14 protein-coding genes are annotated in these 15,279 nt (G+C 70.3%); 8 read left to right on the plus strand and 6 right to left on the minus strand.

What is annotated here, in order from left to right; all coding sequences use genetic code 11:
- The first annotated feature begins 61 nt into the window (after nucleotides 1–61).
- The 3 genes from DKM19_RS02540 (at nucleotide 62) to DKM19_RS02550 (ending at nucleotide 5,236) form a co-directional block, all read left to right on the plus strand.
- Entirely contained in the window at nucleotides 62–3,022 is a 2,961-nt protein-coding gene (locus tag DKM19_RS02540) for an ATP-binding protein (protein WP_239514050.1), read from the plus strand.
- A 221-nt stretch (nucleotides 3,023–3,243) separates the two neighbouring features.
- Nucleotides 3,244–4,530, plus strand: a complete 1,287-nt coding sequence (locus DKM19_RS02545) for a MurT ligase domain-containing protein (protein ID WP_110694315.1) — start codon at nucleotides 3,244–3,246, stop codon at nucleotides 4,528–4,530.
- Complete coding sequence (locus DKM19_RS02550) at nucleotides 4,520–5,236, plus strand: type 1 glutamine amidotransferase (RefSeq protein WP_110694316.1); 717 nt, start codon at nucleotides 4,520–4,522, stop codon at nucleotides 5,234–5,236. The genes DKM19_RS02545 and DKM19_RS02550 overlap by 11 nt, the downstream gene beginning before the upstream one ends.
- 199 nt (nucleotides 5,237–5,435) lie before the next feature.
- Here DKM19_RS02550 and DKM19_RS02555 read toward each other — a convergent pair whose 3' ends face one another.
- Nucleotides 5,436–5,798 (minus strand): DsrE family protein, encoded by a 363-nt coding sequence (locus tag DKM19_RS02555; RefSeq protein ID WP_110694317.1) that lies wholly within the window; start codon nucleotides 5,796–5,798, stop codon nucleotides 5,436–5,438.
- Between the two features lie 68 nt (nucleotides 5,799–5,866).
- Here DKM19_RS02555 and DKM19_RS02560 point away from each other — a divergent pair, with 68 nt between their 5' ends.
- Nucleotides 5,867–6,376, plus strand: a complete 510-nt coding sequence (locus DKM19_RS02560; protein WP_110694318.1) for an FABP family protein — start codon at nucleotides 5,867–5,869, stop codon at nucleotides 6,374–6,376.
- Nucleotides 6,377–6,505: 129 nt separating this feature from the next.
- A complete protein-coding gene (locus DKM19_RS02565) occupies nucleotides 6,506–6,811 on the plus strand; it encodes a DUF2470 domain-containing protein (RefSeq protein ID WP_110705438.1) in 306 nt (101 codons plus the stop codon).
- A 599-nt stretch (nucleotides 6,812–7,410) separates the two neighbouring features.
- Here DKM19_RS02565 and DKM19_RS02570 read toward each other — a convergent pair.
- Complete coding sequence (locus tag DKM19_RS02570; RefSeq protein ID WP_110694319.1) at nucleotides 7,411–7,824, minus strand: SRPBCC family protein; 414 nt, start codon at nucleotides 7,822–7,824, stop codon at nucleotides 7,411–7,413.
- Between the two features lie 302 nt (nucleotides 7,825–8,126).
- The gene (locus DKM19_RS02575) at nucleotides 8,127–8,708 is read right to left on the minus strand and encodes a MarR family winged helix-turn-helix transcriptional regulator (protein ID WP_110694320.1); all 582 of its coding nucleotides are present in this window, start codon (nucleotides 8,706–8,708) and stop codon (nucleotides 8,127–8,129) included.
- Between the two features lie 112 nt (nucleotides 8,709–8,820).
- Between DKM19_RS02575 and DKM19_RS02580 the strand changes: the two genes are divergently transcribed.
- Both DKM19_RS02580 and DKM19_RS02585 read left to right on the plus strand, forming a co-directional pair.
- Entirely contained in the window at nucleotides 8,821–9,234 is a 414-nt protein-coding gene (locus DKM19_RS02580; RefSeq protein WP_110694321.1) for a Fur family transcriptional regulator, read from the plus strand.
- A gap of 19 nt (nucleotides 9,235–9,253) precedes the next feature.
- Nucleotides 9,254–10,237 carry a folate-binding protein YgfZ gene (locus DKM19_RS02585; protein WP_110694322.1) on the plus strand — a complete coding sequence of 328 codons (984 nt, stop codon included), beginning with the start codon at nucleotides 9,254–9,256 and terminating at the stop codon, nucleotides 10,235–10,237.
- 394 nt (nucleotides 10,238–10,631) lie between these two features.
- Here the strand turns inward: DKM19_RS02585 and DKM19_RS49240 are convergent, their stop codons facing one another.
- Nucleotides 10,632–11,546: a hypothetical protein gene (locus DKM19_RS49240; protein WP_162641238.1), complete on the minus strand. Its 915-nt coding sequence runs from the start codon at nucleotides 11,544–11,546 to the stop codon at nucleotides 10,632–10,634.
- Nucleotides 11,547–11,639: 93 nt separating this feature from the next.
- Nucleotides 11,640–12,065 carry a D-aminoacyl-tRNA deacylase gene (gene dtd / locus DKM19_RS02600; RefSeq protein ID WP_110694325.1) on the minus strand — a complete coding sequence of 142 codons (426 nt, stop codon included), beginning with the start codon at nucleotides 12,063–12,065 and terminating at the stop codon, nucleotides 11,640–11,642.
- Nucleotides 12,066–12,121: 56 nt separating this feature from the next.
- Here dtd and DKM19_RS02605 point away from each other — a divergent pair, with 56 nt between their 5' ends.
- Entirely contained in the window at nucleotides 12,122–13,063 is a 942-nt protein-coding gene (locus tag DKM19_RS02605) for an asparaginase (RefSeq protein WP_110694326.1), read from the plus strand.
- Between the two features lie 362 nt (nucleotides 13,064–13,425).
- On the opposite strand, the gene DKM19_RS02610 is transcribed toward DKM19_RS02605, so the two are convergent.
- Nucleotides 13,426–15,183, minus strand: a complete 1,758-nt coding sequence (locus DKM19_RS02610; protein WP_239514570.1) for a DUF2207 domain-containing protein — start codon at nucleotides 15,181–15,183, stop codon at nucleotides 13,426–13,428.
- Nucleotides 15,184–15,279 lie beyond the last annotated feature (96 nt).

Here is a 15,279-nt window from a genome sequence, read left to right on the forward strand (position 1 = left end):
GAAGCGTCAACCCCCCGGCCTGGAGCCGGGTCCCCCGGGTGGAGACCAAATGCAGCCAAGCGTGTCCCGTCCGCCCCACACCTTGACCGGTCCCTGGTACAGAATCCAGGCGATCACGGCTCCCTCGCGCAGTTCCTCCGCCGAGTGGGACTTCGTCACGGTCCTGCCCGCGGTGCTCTCCGCGGCACAGCGCAACCGGCCCTTCGTGGTCGGCTGGCTCTCCCGGGGCTCCGGCGCGCCGCTGGAGCTCATCACCAACGCCGGGCCGCTGACCCCGCCGCGCCCGCCCCGCCGGGCCGCCACCGAGGCCGAGCCGGGCCCCAGCGGGCCCGAGCCGCTGCTCTTCCCCAGCGGCGCCCGGGGCGTGCGGATCGGCGAGGAGTGGCTCCGCGACCTGTCGGACCTGGCCTGGACCATCTGCCCGGGACGTCAGGCCCCGCCGCTCGGCGGCCGCCGCGAGCCGGACGCCGACGAGACCAAGCGGCCCACGCTTTTCGAGTCCACGCTGGTCACGCTGATGTCCCGGCCGTTCGCCTGGCTGGTGGTGGCCGAGCAGACCGACCTGCTGGACGCCGAGGTCTCGCACCTGCGGACCCAGCTCAACGTGCTGCGGCAGTACGGCGACGCCTCCGAGCGCTCGCGCTACGACGCCGAGCGGGCCGAGCGGCGCATGCAGGAGCTGGACGCCTTCCGCGAGGCCGGGCTCTGGAGCGTCCGGGTGATGGCCGGGGCCGCGAGCCCCGAGGAGCTCCGCCAGATCGCCCCCGTGCTGGTCGGCTCGGCCGAGATGAGCCACCACCCCTACCGCCTGCGCAGCGCGCTGTCAGGGCCGGTGTACGGCTTCGCCGAGGCCTTATCCACGACGCTCCAGGATCCGGCGGACGGCACCGCCGCCCCGTTCGCGGCCACCGCCGGGGCGCTCGCCGCGCTCGCCGGGCTGCCCCGCAGGGAGGTGCCCGGGGTCCGGGTGCTGGACGCGGGCTTCTTCGACGTGACCAGCGAGGCCGATGCCGTCCCCGGCGCGCCGGCTGTCGATCTCGGGTCGATCCTGGACGGACAGGACAGGGCGGTCGGCTCGTTCAAGATTCCCCTCGCCACCCTGAACCGGCACGCGTTCATCACCGGCGCCACCGGCTCGGGAAAGTCCCAGACCGTCAGGCACCTGCTGGAGCAGCTCACCGGGGCGGGCATCCCGTGGCTGGCCATCGAACCGGCCAAGTCCGAGTACGCCGCGATGGGCGGCCGGATCGAGCACCTCGCCCCGGTGACCGTGATCAACCCTTCGGCCCCCGACAGCGTGCCGTTCAGCGTCAACCCACTGGCTCCCGAGCCCGGCTATCCGGTCCAGGCCCACATCGACATGGTCCGGGCGCTGTTCATGGCGGCCTTCGACGCCGAGGAGCCGTTCCCGCAGATCATGTCGCTCGCCCTGCAACGGGTGTACGAGGCCAACGGCTGGGACGTGGTCACCGGCTGGGCCGCCCCCGGGGCGGCCGTGCGGCCCGCCGTACCGACGCTTGAGCAATTGCAGCAGCACGCGATGGACGTGATCAAGGAGATCGGCTACGGCAGGGAGGTCCAGGCCGACGTCGAGGGCTTCATCTCGCTGCGGCTGCGATCGCTGCGGGTCGGCTCCGCGGGCCGGTTCTTCGAGGGCGGCCATCCCGCCGACATCGGCGACCTGCTCCAGCGCAACGTGGTGTTCGCGATCGAGGACGTGGCCAACGACGAGGACAAGGCGTTCCTGATGGGCACGCTGATCATCCGGATCGTGGAGCACCTGCGGATGCGGGCCAGGAAGGAGCGGAGCACCGGGCTCCGGCACGTCATCGTGATCGAGGAGGCGCACCGGCTGCTCCGCGACCGCGGCGCCGGACGGGCCAGCACCCACGCCGTCGAGCTTCTCGCGGGCATGCTGGCGGAGATCCGCGCGTACGGCGAGGGCATCGTGGTGGCCGAGCAGATTCCCACCAAGCTGGTCTCCGACGTCGTGAAGAACACCGCGCTGAAGATCGTGCACCGGCTCCCGGCCGAGGACGACCGCCAGCTGGTCGGGGCCGCCATGAACCTGAGCGAGGAGCAGTCCCGGCAGGTCGTCTCGCTGCCGCCGGGCGTCGCGGCGGTCTTTGCCGACGGGATGGACCGGCCGCTGCGCATCCAGGTGCCGCTGGGTGAGGACCGCGAGCGACTGGTCCCCGGCCACATGCCGCCGATCTGCGGACGCCGTTCGGCGGCGTGCGGGCAGGAGTGCAGGACCGGCCGGGCGTGCACGCTGGTCGAGCTCCGCGAGGCCGACCTGCTCGCCGTCTCGCCCGAGTGGGCCTGGCTGCGGATCTGGACCGACACCCTGGTGCTGGCGTACTGCACCAACCGGCCGGTGCCGGGGGTGCCGAGGGCGCTGGCCGATCTGTGGGCCGAGCTCCCGCTGCGCAGGCGCGAATGCCTGCTGGCCACGGCGGCCGAACGGAGCGTGGGCCGCCGGGCGTGGTCGCTGCGGACCGTCAGCGACCCGGCGAAACTGACCGAGCAGGTCGCCAAGGTCGCGACCCGGCTGCTGGGTCCCGACAGGGACGCCGGCGAGCGGCCCGGCCCCACCTGGGTCATCCCGCAGATCCGCTGGCTGCACGAGGTGGACCGGCTCTTCCCCTACGGGCAGCCCGCGCCCAACCCGCGCAGTCCCGCGCCGGTCATGGAGTACGCGCTGTTCAACCGCCCGGCGGGCGGTTCCGAGCTGCTCGGACACCGGGCCAAGGCGCTCCGCCACCATCCGCTGTCCATGGAGGTGGACCGCAACCGGGCGCTGGCCTGGCGGGTGATCCTCGGCGACGACGAGCACGAGGGCGTGCAGCGCGACATCCTCACGGTGACGATCGGCATCGACCCGGACGAACGGCTCCGGCACGTGGCCCAGACGATGGGGGCGGGGTGGATGGAGAGCGTGCTGTCCTGGCCGCACCGGTTCGTGCTGCCGTTCGACGCCGGGACCGCGGAGCCCGCGGAGCTCGCCTTCGCCGAGCAGTGATCCCACGGAGACCACGGCGGGCCGCCGCGGGTCCGCGGGTTCGTACCGCTGCCGGCGGGCCGCCGTCCGATCGCCCATGCGTGCCGTTGCCCCGTGGCGGATCACCGTCCCGCCACACGCTCGTGCCGCCGCTCCACGGTGGATCGCCGTCCGTCCGCACATTCGTGCCGTGGCCCCGCGGTGGTCGGTAACCATGCCCATCCGCGGCTAGGATCCCTGACATGACCCAGCTTCCGCTGCGGGCGCAGCTCGCAAGTGCTCTCGGCCGGACGGCCGCGACCCTGTCCCGAGCGACCGGGCGCGGCGACGGATCAGTGATCGGTGGCCGGGTCAGCCTGGTCCTGGAGCCCGATCTGCTGCGCCAGCTCGCGCATGACCGCAAACTGGCGCTGGTGAGCGCCACCAACGGCAAGACCACCACGACCCGCCTGATCACCTCCGCGCTGCAGGAGCTCGGCGAGGTCGCCACCAACGCCTTCGGCGCCAACATGCCCGCCGGGCACGTCTCGGCGCTGTCGTCGGCCAAGGACGCCCCCTACGGCGTCCTGGAGGTCGACGAGAAATACCTGCCCGAGGTGATCGACGCCACGGGCGCGGGAGTCATCTGCCTGATGAACCTCAGCCGCGACCAGATGGACCGGGCCGGTGAGATCTGGCTGCTGGCCCAGAAGTGGCGGCGGGCGCTGGCGGGCAAGAACACCCACGTGATCGCCAACGCCGACGACCCGCTGGTGACCTGGGGCGCCTCCACGGCCGCCTCGGTGACCTGGGTGTCGGCCGGGCAGCCGTGGAAGGAAGACTCCTGGTGCTGCCCCCAGTGCGGCGGCCCGCTGGACCGCAAGGGGATGGAATACGTCCCGCCCGGCAGCGCCGGGACGGGAGCGAGCCCCGGCACGACGGAGAACGACTGGGCCTGCCGGGAGTGCACCTTCCGCCGGCCCAGGCCGTCCTGGGTCCTCGACGACGACGCGGTGATCGACCCGCGCGGCCGGCGCTGGGTGCTGGACCTCAAGCTCCCCGGCCGGGCCAACCGGGCCAACGCCGCGATCGCGCTGGCCACGGCCGAGGTGTTCGGCCTCCCGGTCGATCGGGCACTGCCCCGGCTGCGCGAGGTGACCTCCGTCGCCGGTCGCTACACGACGGTGGAGCGTGACGGCCGGCATGCCCGCCTGCTGCTGGCCAAGAACCCGGCCGGCTGGCTGGAGGCCTTCGACGTGCTCGACTCCTCGCTTCCGGTGATCCTCTCGGTGAACGCCCAGGGTCCCGACGGTCGCGACACCTCCTGGCTGTGGGACGTCGACTACCGCGTGCTGCGCGGCAGGCCGGTCTTCGTGGCCGGGGAACGGCGGCTGGACCTCGCGCTCCGGCTCGACGTCGCGGGCGTGCCGTTCCAGCTGGCGGGCTCCTTCGGACAGGCGCTCGCCGCACAGCCGCCGGGCAAGGTCGACGTGATCGCCAACTACACCGCCTTCCAGAACATTCGATCGGAGTTCGGTCGTGCAGTCTGACAGCGCCCTACGCATTGTCTGGATTTATCCGGATTTGCTGAGCACCTATGGAGACCAGGGCAACGTCCTGATCCTGGAACAACGGGCCCAGCGTCGTGGCATCCCGGTCGAGACCGTCCATGTGCGTTCGGCCGACCCGGTGCCCGAGGGCGGTGACATCTACCTGATCGGCGGCGGGGAGGACCGGCCGCAGATCCTTGCCGCCGAGCGCCTCCGCCGGGACGGCGGCCTGCACCGTGCCATCGCCCGAGGCGCGTCCCTGCTGGCCGTCTGCGCGGGTTACCAGATCATGGGCTCGACGTTCGGCGGCGAGGAAGGCCAGCCGGTGGACGGCATCGGACTGATCGACATCGCCAGTGGCCGCGGCGAGGGCCGCGCCGTCGGCGAGCTGGCCGGTGAGACGGACTCCGCGCTCGGCCTCCCGACGCTGACCGGCTTCGAGAACCACATGGGCGTCACCCGGCTCGGACCGGGTGTCCGGCCGCTGGCCCGTACGACGATCGGCATCGGTAACGGCGACGGCACCGAGGGCTGCTACACGGGCAGGATCGTCGGCACCTATCTGCACGGTCCCGCGCTCGCCCGCAACCCCGGCCTGGCGGACCTGCTGCTGACCTGGGCGGTGGGCGCCCAGCTCCCGCCGATCGACGACTCCTGGTTCGAGCGGCTCCGCGAGGAGCGGCTGGCCGCGGTGCTGCCCCGCTGACGGACTCTCGCCGGGCGGCCCGACGAACCCGCGCCGGGCGGCGGTGAGGCCGTCGTCCCGAGGGCGTGCCTGTGGTTCGGCTCAGGACCGGGCCGTGGCCGGCTCGGGTCTGGCCGGTCGGGACCGGGCCGATGCCGATCGGGGAAGGCCGGATCCTCCGTCTGGAGGCGTGGTCTTCCCGGTCGGCGGGTCTTTCCGGTCAGTAGACGAGTGCCTGAACGTCCTCGCCGAGGATCTCCTCGACGAAGGTGGGGGCGCCCGCGATGCGCACGCCCTCGATCACATCGTCCACCGTGATGTCCCGCCGGGCCGCGCACTGCGTGCACAGCGTCACCTTGCCGGTCGCCAGCACCGCGTCGAGCAGGTCGTCGAGCTGGGCCGCGTGCGGCAGCGTGAACTCCTTGGCCCGCCCGGGCAGGGCGAACCACGCGGACTCGCCTGTCAGCCAGAGCGAGACGGGAATCCCGCTTACCAACGCCGCCGCGGCCACCGTGAACGCCTGGTTGCAGCGTTCGGGTGACTCCATGCCGGCGGTCACTTTGATCACCAGTGATCGTGCCATGTCCTGAAGCCTATGCGTGTCCGTGTCACCGGCGCGAACCGCATCAGGACACCTTTAGGCTCGTTTTCATGGACGTTCCCGAGCTGCATCCTGACCTTGAGCCGATCGCCTTCCTCGTGGGCAGATGGGAGGGGGCCGGAGTCGGGGGATATCCGACCATCGAGAGCTTCAACTTCGGCCAGGAGATTGTCTTCGGCCACAACGGCAAGCCGTTCCTGAGCTACACCAGCCGCACCTGGCTGCTCGACGAGGCGGGTGCCAAGGTGCGCCCGCTGGGCACCGAGACCGGCTTCTGGCGTCAGCTGCCCAATCGCCAGCTGGAGGTGTGCCTGTCGCATCCGACGGGCATCGTGGAGATCTACGTCGGCGAGGTGGTCTTCAACAAGGTCGAGCTTCACACCGACGTGGTGGCCCGCACGGCCACCGCCAAGGAGTACACCGCGGGTCACCGCCTCTACGGCCTGGTCAACGGCAACCTGATGTGGGCCTATGACATGGCGGCCATGGGCCGGCCGATCCAGTCGCACATCTCGGCCGAGCTCAAGAAGGTGGGCGACTTCGTGCCGGACGAGGTCTGACGGATGTTCGGGAGTGTTCGCCGGGCCGACGGGAGCATCCTGCCCGGAAGCCCGGCTGTGACCGGGTGAAGGCAGGTGGACGCCCCGCCGGTGAGCCGTTCGGTGGTCCGGCTGGATACGCTCTGCGGGATGAGCACTCCTTTCACCCCTGACGTGGTCGAGGCCATCAAGCGCCACATGAACGACGACCACGGTGACGACGCGCTGCTGATCTGCAAGAGCCTCGGTGGGCAGCCCGAGGCCACCGGCGCGAAGACGACGGGAGTGGACACCGAGGCGATCGAGTTCGTGGCCGTGGTCGGCGGCGAGGACGTCACGGTCCGGGTCCCGTGGAGCACCACGCTGACCGAGCGCGCCCAGGTCCGCGGGGAGGTCGTCCGCCTCTACCGGGAGGCTTGCGCCGCTCTCGGCCTTCCGGCCCGCGGCGAGCACTGAACGATCCTGGAAAGGGAAGAACCCCGGGCCTGTTCCTCCTGCTTGGCAGAAGGGCCGGATGGACCAAAGGCGGGATGGCCCGCCCTCCGGCAGCCCGGGGTTCCGGTGTTGTCCTGGATTCGCCGAACGTCGCCAGACGTCCGGACAGAAGTCCGGAGCTGGGGCGCCCTAGCGGACAGCCACCTCGCTAGCCCAACTATGATTAACCATTGTTCGGACCACCTCCTTTCGGCGTGTCTGTACCGTATGAAATTCATCGGGCCAGGGCAAATGAATATTCGCGGCCCGGCTTCCATCTCCGTTCCGCCCCAGCTCAGGCCGGTGAAAAAGCTTGCGGGGAGCGGTGCGGGAGCGGCGTGGGAGCGCCCCGCGGACGGTCGCCGGTCTCCCTGCCGCCGACGCGGACTGCCGAGCCGGAGACGGTGCTCGCTCCGCCTCCGCGGCATCATCGGGGAGCCCTGCGCAGTGCCGGGGAAGCCTCGCTCTGGGAGCTCTGCCGCAGCACCGGGGCCCCGCTCTGGGAGCTCTGCCGCAGCGGCGGAGAGCCCGCTCTGGGAGCTCTGCCGCAGTGGCGGGGAGCCCGCTCCAGGAGCCCCGCCCTAAAGGACCGCGGCTTCCTCCAGCGTCCGTTTCATGTCCTGCGCACCCCGCTCGATGCGCGCGCGGGTCTCCGTCGCGAGCGCGTCCGGCAGCAGGTCGGTTATCCAGACGAGCCGGCTGCGATCCGAGCCTTCGGGGAAGACCTGGAACGAGGCGTGGTGATACGTGATGGGCTGCCGCGCGCCTTCGATCACCGCGTAGGCGAGCCGGCGTTTCGTGTCGTCGACATCGACGATCCGCTCGCGGATGACCTGGCCGTCGGGATAGATCAGAATCCTGATGTCGCCCTCGATGCGGGTGTCGGCGACGCGGTTCGGCAGAAGGCGCCGGTGCACCGCGCCCACATCGCGTATCGCCTCCCACACCTGCTCCGGGGACGAATTGATCACGACTTCTGCATGGATGGAAGCCATTTCCTGATCTCCTGGCTACGTGGTTCTCGATCATGTCTTCGTCATGTGCTGATGCCTTGAACGCGTCCTGCCGGCCTGCTCGCCGGGGCCGGGTCCAGGGCTGTGTGCCGTCGGGCCGGCTCGGGAACATGCGCTGGTGTCCTGACCATGTCCCGCCGGTCTGCCCACCGGGCTCAGGATCGTGTGTCGCCTTTGCCGTCGGGCCGGCTCGGGAACGCGCGTCGATGCCTTGAGGGCGTCCTACGGCCTGCTCGCCGGGCCGGGCTCAGGGCTTCTGCGTCGCCCGTGCCGCCGGGCCGGGCTCAGGGCTCTGCGTCGCCCGTGCCTTCGGGCCGGGTCAGGTGCTGGAAGGCTCGGTGCTGGTTTTCGGCGAGGCGTAGGCACAGGTGCCGCAGCTGGGTCAGCTCGGCGGGTGTGAAGTCCCGGAAGATGGCCGCCATGGCGGCCTGGGTCGGCCGGCGGAAGGATTCGATCCACGCCTGCCCGTCGGGGGTGATCTGGGCCAGGACGGAGCGCCGGTCGTGGCGATCGGGAACCCGCCGCACCAGCCCGTCGCGTTCGAGTGTGTCGACCAGCCCGGTGACGTTGCGGGAGCTCACTCCGGCCGACTGGGCCAGCTCGCCGATGCTGATCCCGTCGTCGGTCGAGGCGCTCAGGCGCATCAGGAGGTCAAGCGCCCCCGTACTCAGCCCGCGGCCCTGAGCTCCATGGGCACGCATGCGTTCGACGGCGTTGAAGGCGGTGCGGACGGCGGTCGCGGCTTCGAGGGCGAGAGTGTCGTCTCCGGCGGTGAACCGGGTCATGGCGGCCCTCGCCCCGGGGTCGAAGAGGGAGCCGCCGGGGTCGCTGTCGAAGTCGGTCGATGATTTATGTACGTCCTTCATAATGAAGGATAACTTTAATACGTGCTTCGCTAATTGTCGATCTCGAAGAACCTCCACCGGACTGCGTAAAGATGCGGGCCCCATCGCGCCCAGGTGCTCTTAGACTCTGGGCATGACCGAGACGTCGTGGCATGAGAAACTCCGGTCGCGCGGTTACCGGGTCACTCCGCAACGCCAGCTGGTGCTTGAGGCGATCAAGGCCGTGGACCACGCCACTCCCGAGGAGATCTGTGCCCGGGTGCGGGAGACCGCCCGTGGAGTGAACATCTCGACCGTCTACCGGACCCTCGAACTGCTCGAGGAGCTCGGCATGGTCACCCACACCCATCTCGGGCACGGCGCGCCCACCTATCACCTGGCCGCCGAGGCCAATCACGTGCATCTGGTCTGCGGCAACTGCGGGGAGATCAGCGAGGCCCGTCCGGAGCTGGTGCGGGCCTTCGTCGACAGCCTCGACCGGGAGCTCGGGTTCGCCACCGACGTGCACCACCTGACGGTCTTCGGCCGCTGCCAAAAGTGCCGCTGAGGCCTCGTAGTCTGGAGCCATGCGAAGCCCTCTGCTGGACACTCCCGGCGCGGTCGCGGCCGAGACCCCTGACGCCGACGTCGCCGGACACTACGGCGATCCGTTCGCCGAGCAGCGTGCGCTGCTCGCCGGTGAGGCGATGGTCGACCGGAGCAATCGTGAGGTCGTCCGGATCTCCGGACCCGACCGGTTGAGCTGGCTCAACAACCTGAGCTCGCAGAAACTCGACAACCTGAAACCCGGGCAGGCCACCCAGACGCTGCTTCTGGACGCCCAGGGCCGGGTGGAGCACCACCTCACGCTCGTCGACGACGGCGAGGCGGTGTGGGCGCACGTCGAGCCGGGCACGGCGGCCGAGCTCACCGCGTTCCTCAACAAGATGCGGTTCATGCTCAGGGTCGAGGTCGCCGAGGTGACGGACGACTATGCCGTGGTCTCCGTGGTCGAGGCCGAGCGGCTCACCCTGCCGGAGGGGGCCATCCTCGTCGGTGACGACGTGCTCCTCCCTCGCGACCTGCTGGCCGGGCGGCTCGGGCTGAAGCCTGCCGGGCTCTGGGCCTACGAGGCGCTGCGGATCGAGGACCACCGTCCCCGCCTGGGCTTCGAGACCGACCACAAGACGATTCCGCATGAGGTGGGCTGGATCGGCTCGGCCCTTCACCTGAGCAAGGGCTGCTACAAGGGCCAGGAGACCGTGGCCCGCGTGCACAACCTCGGCCACCCGCCGCGCCGCCTGGTCTTCCTCCATCTGGACGGCAGCGTGGACACGCTTCCGAAGCACGGCACCCCCGTGGTCCTCGACGACGGGGAAGTCGGCTTTGTCGGCAGCGCCGCCCGGCACTACGAGCTCGGCCCCATCGCGCTGGCCGTGGTCAAGCGGACCGTGCCGGTGGACGCCACGCTGACGGCCGGTGAGGTGGCGGCGACCCAGGAGGTCATCGTGCCGCCGGACGCCGGCCGCAACGTCCAGATCGACCCCGCACTGCGTCGCCGCATCCGCTGACGATCCCCGGGCCGCCGGGATCGTGTGCGAAACGCGAGCCCTCGGACTGTGGGACTGCGTGCGGAACGCGAGACCCAGGGTCGCCGGGATCGTGTGCGGAACACGAGCTCTCGGGCTGTGGGACTGCGTGCGGAACGCGAGACCTCGGACTATGGGATCGCGTGCGGAACGCGAGACCTTGGGCTGTGGGACTGCGTGCGGGACGCGAGACCCCGGATCGCGGGACTGCGTGCGGGACGCGAGACCGGCGGGCGTGATTCCGACCACGGGAAGGGCGTCTGCCGCCCTCATCCTCCGCCTCCGGCGGAACGGATCCGCTCGGGGCGTGGGGACGGCCGCGCCGCCGTACCGGATGACGGTACGGCGGCGCAGCCAGGGTCGATTCCCGAAAGAATCAGCTGCGGGCCCAGATGGCCCCGTAGCGGCCCTCCTCGACGTCCAGCTTGACGGGGAGGAAACCCCTGTCCTTCAAGGTGTTGAACCGGTTCTGGTAGCCGGCCGAGCTCATGTCCGTGAACTCGCGCCACATCGACCCGTCGTCCTTGACCCACACGGCCGTGTAGGTGTTGCCCGGGCCGACGGTGATCAGCGAGGGCTTCTCACCGTTGCTGGTGCGGGTGAGGAACTCCTGGTGGTGCTCCTGCGGGCTGAGGGCCGTGGTGACGGTCCAGGTGCCCGGAGCCTGCGTCCAGACCGCGATGTAGCGCGGGTCGTTGACGGTGCCGTAGGCGTTCAGCGCCGTGAGCATGTATCCACGCCTGGCGTTGGCCGCGTTGGCGGCGGCGAACTGGTCGGCGTTGAGGTTGTGCCTGGCGGTGAACTTCCCAGGAACCTTCTCGAAGATCGCGGCGAAGACCGCGGCGTTCCCGGATCCGCTGGCGCTCACCGAGGTCGGACGGTAGCCGTCGGCGACGCGAGCGTTGAAGCGATTCTGGTAACCGTTCGACCTCATGCCCTGGTCCATCACCCAAGTGGGCCCTGTGGTGGGGCTCTTCACCCACACCGCGCCGTAACGCGGTGCGGCCGCGTTGTCCACGGTGAGCGTGATCGGCCGGTAGCCCTGGTTGCGCAGAGTGGTGAGGTGCTCGGTCTGCTTCTTGGCCGTGACGTCGTGGTAGGCGGAGAAAACCGGTGCCTGCCTCGGCGCGGTGGCGGCGACCGGAGCAACCGGAGCAACCGGAGCGACCGGCGCGACCTGCACGCTTGGTGCGCTCGGTGCGTTGGTGGTGTTCGTCTGTGCGTGTGCGATGGGCGCTAGTGCGGTGACCAGCGCGGCGGCGGCGACGCAGGACTTGACGAAGATGCGCATGGACCCTCCCCGTGGGTGATGGCGGACTTGTTTCGAACAAGTCGCGACCCTACGAGTTAGATCTTGGATGCACCCTGCTTCTTTGTAGCCCTTTTAGATCTCCAGGACCAAAGTGATGGGTCCGTCATTGGTCAGCGTGACCTGCATATCTGCGCCGAACACCCCGGTTTCCACCCGGGCGCCCAGCTTGCGTAGCCCGGTGCAGACGGCCTCCACGAGCGGCTCGGCCACCGGTCCCGGCGCCGCGGCCTGCCAGGTGGGACGGCGGCCCTTGCGTGCGTCGCCGTACAGGGTGAACTGGCTGACCACGAGCAGTGGCGCGCCGATGTCGGAGCAGGACTTCTCGCCTGACAGGATTCGCAGGCCCCAGAGCTTGGCGGCGAGCCTGGCCGCCTCCGCCGGGGTGTCGGTGTGGGTCACGCCGACCAGGACCAGCAGCCCGGGCTCGTCGATCGCCCCGACCGTCACGCCGTCCACCACCACAGAAGCGGAACTCACCCGCTGTACGACCGCACGCATGGCCCCATCATCTCGCGCTCGTCGATATCCCTAGACTTGGGACGAAAGGGGATAAAATGTCTTTTGAGTCATTGGTTGTTGAGGTTGTCCGTTCGGGGTTCGTGGAATCGACCCATCGGGCGCGGATGCTGGCCGTCGCCTCCGACGGTTCGATTGTGCGGGCACACGGGGCGGTGGACGCTCTGGTCTCGCCCCGTTCGGCGATGAAGCCCCTGCAGGCGCTCGCCATGGTGCGCGCGGGACTCGCTCTGGAGGGGGAACTGCTCGCGCTGGCGTGCGGGAGTCACGATGGAGAGCCGTTCCACGTGGAGGGAGCCCGGAGGATTCTCTCCGGGGCCGGGTTGGACGAGGGCGCGCTGCGCTGTCCCGAGGACCTGCCCGGGGACGTCGCCTCCCGCGACGAGGTGCTGAGGTCGGGCGGAGACCGGGCCAGAATCTACATGAACTGCTCGGGAAAGCACTCGGCGATGCTCGCCACCTGCGTGGTCAACGACTGGCCGCTGGAGACCTACCTCGACCCGGCCCATCCGCTGCAGAAGGCCATCCGGGCCACGGTCGAGGAGCTGACCTGCGAGCGCGTCGCCGCCACGGGAGTGGACGGGTGCGGCGCCCCGCTGTTCTTCGTGTCGATGCCGGGCGTGACGCGGGCGTTCCGCGCCCTTGTCCAGGCCGAGCCCGGCACCCCCGAGCGCCGCGTCGCCGACGCCTTCCGCGCTCACCCCGAGTGGACGTCCGGCACGACCCGTCCCGAGGCCCGGCTGATGCGCGCGGTCCCGGGCCTGATGGTCAAGGCCGGTGCCGAGGCCTTCGACGCCTTCGCCTTCGAGGACGGCCGCGCGGGCACGGTCAAGATCGAGGACGGTGGCCAGCGGGCTCGGGGCCCGGTCACCGTCGCTGCGCTGGTCGCCCTCGGCTTCGAGGGAGCCGAGCTCGACGAGCTCGCGACCGGCGTACTGCTCGGTGGCGGCCATCCGGTCGGCGAGGTCCGCGTGCGCTGACGGTGGACTCGCGGCCTTGGCCCAGGGGATCCCGTTTCCGGCCGGTCCCGTTTCCGGCCGGTCCTGATCCGGAGCGGCTCTGTTCCCGACCCGACCCGACCTGACCCGGTTCGGTCCGGGCCGATCCTGTTTCCGGCCGGTCCTGATCCGGAGCGATTCTGTTCCCGCCCCGCCCCGACCCGATCCGACCCGACCTGACCCGGTTCGGTCCGGGCCGGTCCCGTTTCCGGAGCGATTCTGTTCCCGACCCGACCCGGTTCGACCTGACCCGATCCGGTTCGGTCCGGGCCGATCCCGTTCTCGGCCGATACCGGTTCGGGGCGGTCCCGTTCGGGAGCGCCCCGAACCGGAACGGTTCCCGCTCAGAGAGAGCGGAACTGGCGGGTGGAGGAGATGGCGCCCGAGGTCGTCATGGTGAACGTCCGCATCGAGTCGGCGAACTTGGACAGGTCCCATTCGGCCGGGCCGTGGTACCAGTACAGGTGGTCGGCCTGCCGGCCGTTGCCGTTCACCGAGGAGACCACCCGGGCCCAGCGGTCCACGCTGTCGAAGATCACGGCGTAGGGCAGGTAGCGGGAGAACAGCTCCACCCGCTGGGCCACGGGAACGTCGTCGCCGAGATGGCCGCCGGCCAGATACTCCCGGAAGCCCAGGGTGTGGGCGAGGGCTCCCGCGCCCTTGGAGGTCTTGGCCGGCATGTACTGGCCGCCGACGGCCAGGGCGGCGCCCGCGATGATCAGGGCCAGGCCGAGCAGTCCGTACGAGGTGAACCAGGCCAGCGCGACGGTGGCGAGTACTCCGGCCACGGTGAGCACCACGCCGAGGGTCGTCCAGCGGGTGCGGACACTGTCGGGACGGCGGGCGAACCAGCCCTGCGTGACCACGTCGCGGTAGAGCGCGTCGCGGACCTTGCCGAGCTTGTGACCGAACGAGCCCTGGAGGTGTGACAGCAGCACCGAGTCGCGGTCGTCGAAGATGGCGTCGTAGAGCGCCCGCTCGTAGGACAGCAGGGAGTCGACCGGGGCACTGGGCATCTGCACGAGCATCCAGTCGGGTGCGTCGTAGGTCTGCCGGGGCTGCTCGTCGATCCGGAGGTAACCCCGGACGGCCAGGTCCACGATCGTGGCGGTCACATCGATCACGTCGGCCTGCTCGTCCATGAGCGTGCCGATCTGGCCGGGGCGCACGCCGTCCGGCGGGGCGAAGTGGCCGTTCTCGACGCCGCTCTGCGCACCGGATTCGTGGCCGACCACGCGGTCGTCGCGGCCTCGTGTCCAGTAGAGGATGCCGATGCCGCCGAGCATCAGGATCACCAGACCGGCCAGCGCACCGCCGGTGACGGCATTCAGCGTGAAGGCGTTGGACAGCTCGAAGCGGCGCTCCAGGATCGGTGTGCCCTCCGTGGCACCCGTCGGATAGCCGACGACCACCGTGAGCACCTCACCGGCGCCGAGGCCCTGCTGGCCGAACTCGGCGGTGACGCCCGTGTGGTCCATCGAGGCCTCGGTGCAGGCGATCGCCGAGCTCAGCGGGCCCGCGAAGCAGGAGAGGCTCTGGAGCTGCGCCGGGCCGCTCAGCGTGACCTTGGCCTGCTCGACGGGGACGGACCAGCCTCCCACGGCGTACCACCGCAGTTCTTGGGCGGCGGCCAGCGGAGTCACCGCGCCCTTGACGTCGTATTCGAGATTGGCGGTGCCCGAGCCCTTCAGAACGATCGAGGCGCCGGCCATCGTGGCGTCGCCCTTGAGGTTGACGACCTGGTAGAGCCGGTCGTCACCGTCGTCGTAACGCGTCCGGTCGACCAGGCTCCGCGTCGGAGGGCCGCCTTCGAAGGTGACGGTCTCCTTGACGTGCAGCACGCCGTCCTGCCGCAGTTCGAGTTCGACCGTGTCGTTCGCCACCTTGCCGGCCTGGGCGGTCGTCGCGTTCGCGGCGCCGTTCGCGGTCGAGGTGTCCGCCGCGTTCGCGATACCGGCCAGGTTCGGGCCGTCCGCCGTGTTCGCGATACCGGCCGCGTTCGGCCTGTTCGCCGTGTTCGTTGCGTTCGCGATATCGGCCGCATTCGCGGTACCGGCTGCCAGGGCCGAGAAAGCGCTCATCGTCACCGCGAGAGCGACCATCGCGGTCACGCTCCCGGCTGCTCGGTACAAGGAAGATCCCGCCATGGCTGGGGAGCTTAGCGAGAACAGGGGACAGGCGAAGAGCGCTTTCTTCCA

The organism is Streptosporangium sp. 'caverna' (genome assembly GCF_003203775.1).
Classification (GTDB): Bacteria; Actinomycetota; Actinomycetes; order Streptosporangiales; family Streptosporangiaceae; genus Streptosporangium; species Streptosporangium subroseum.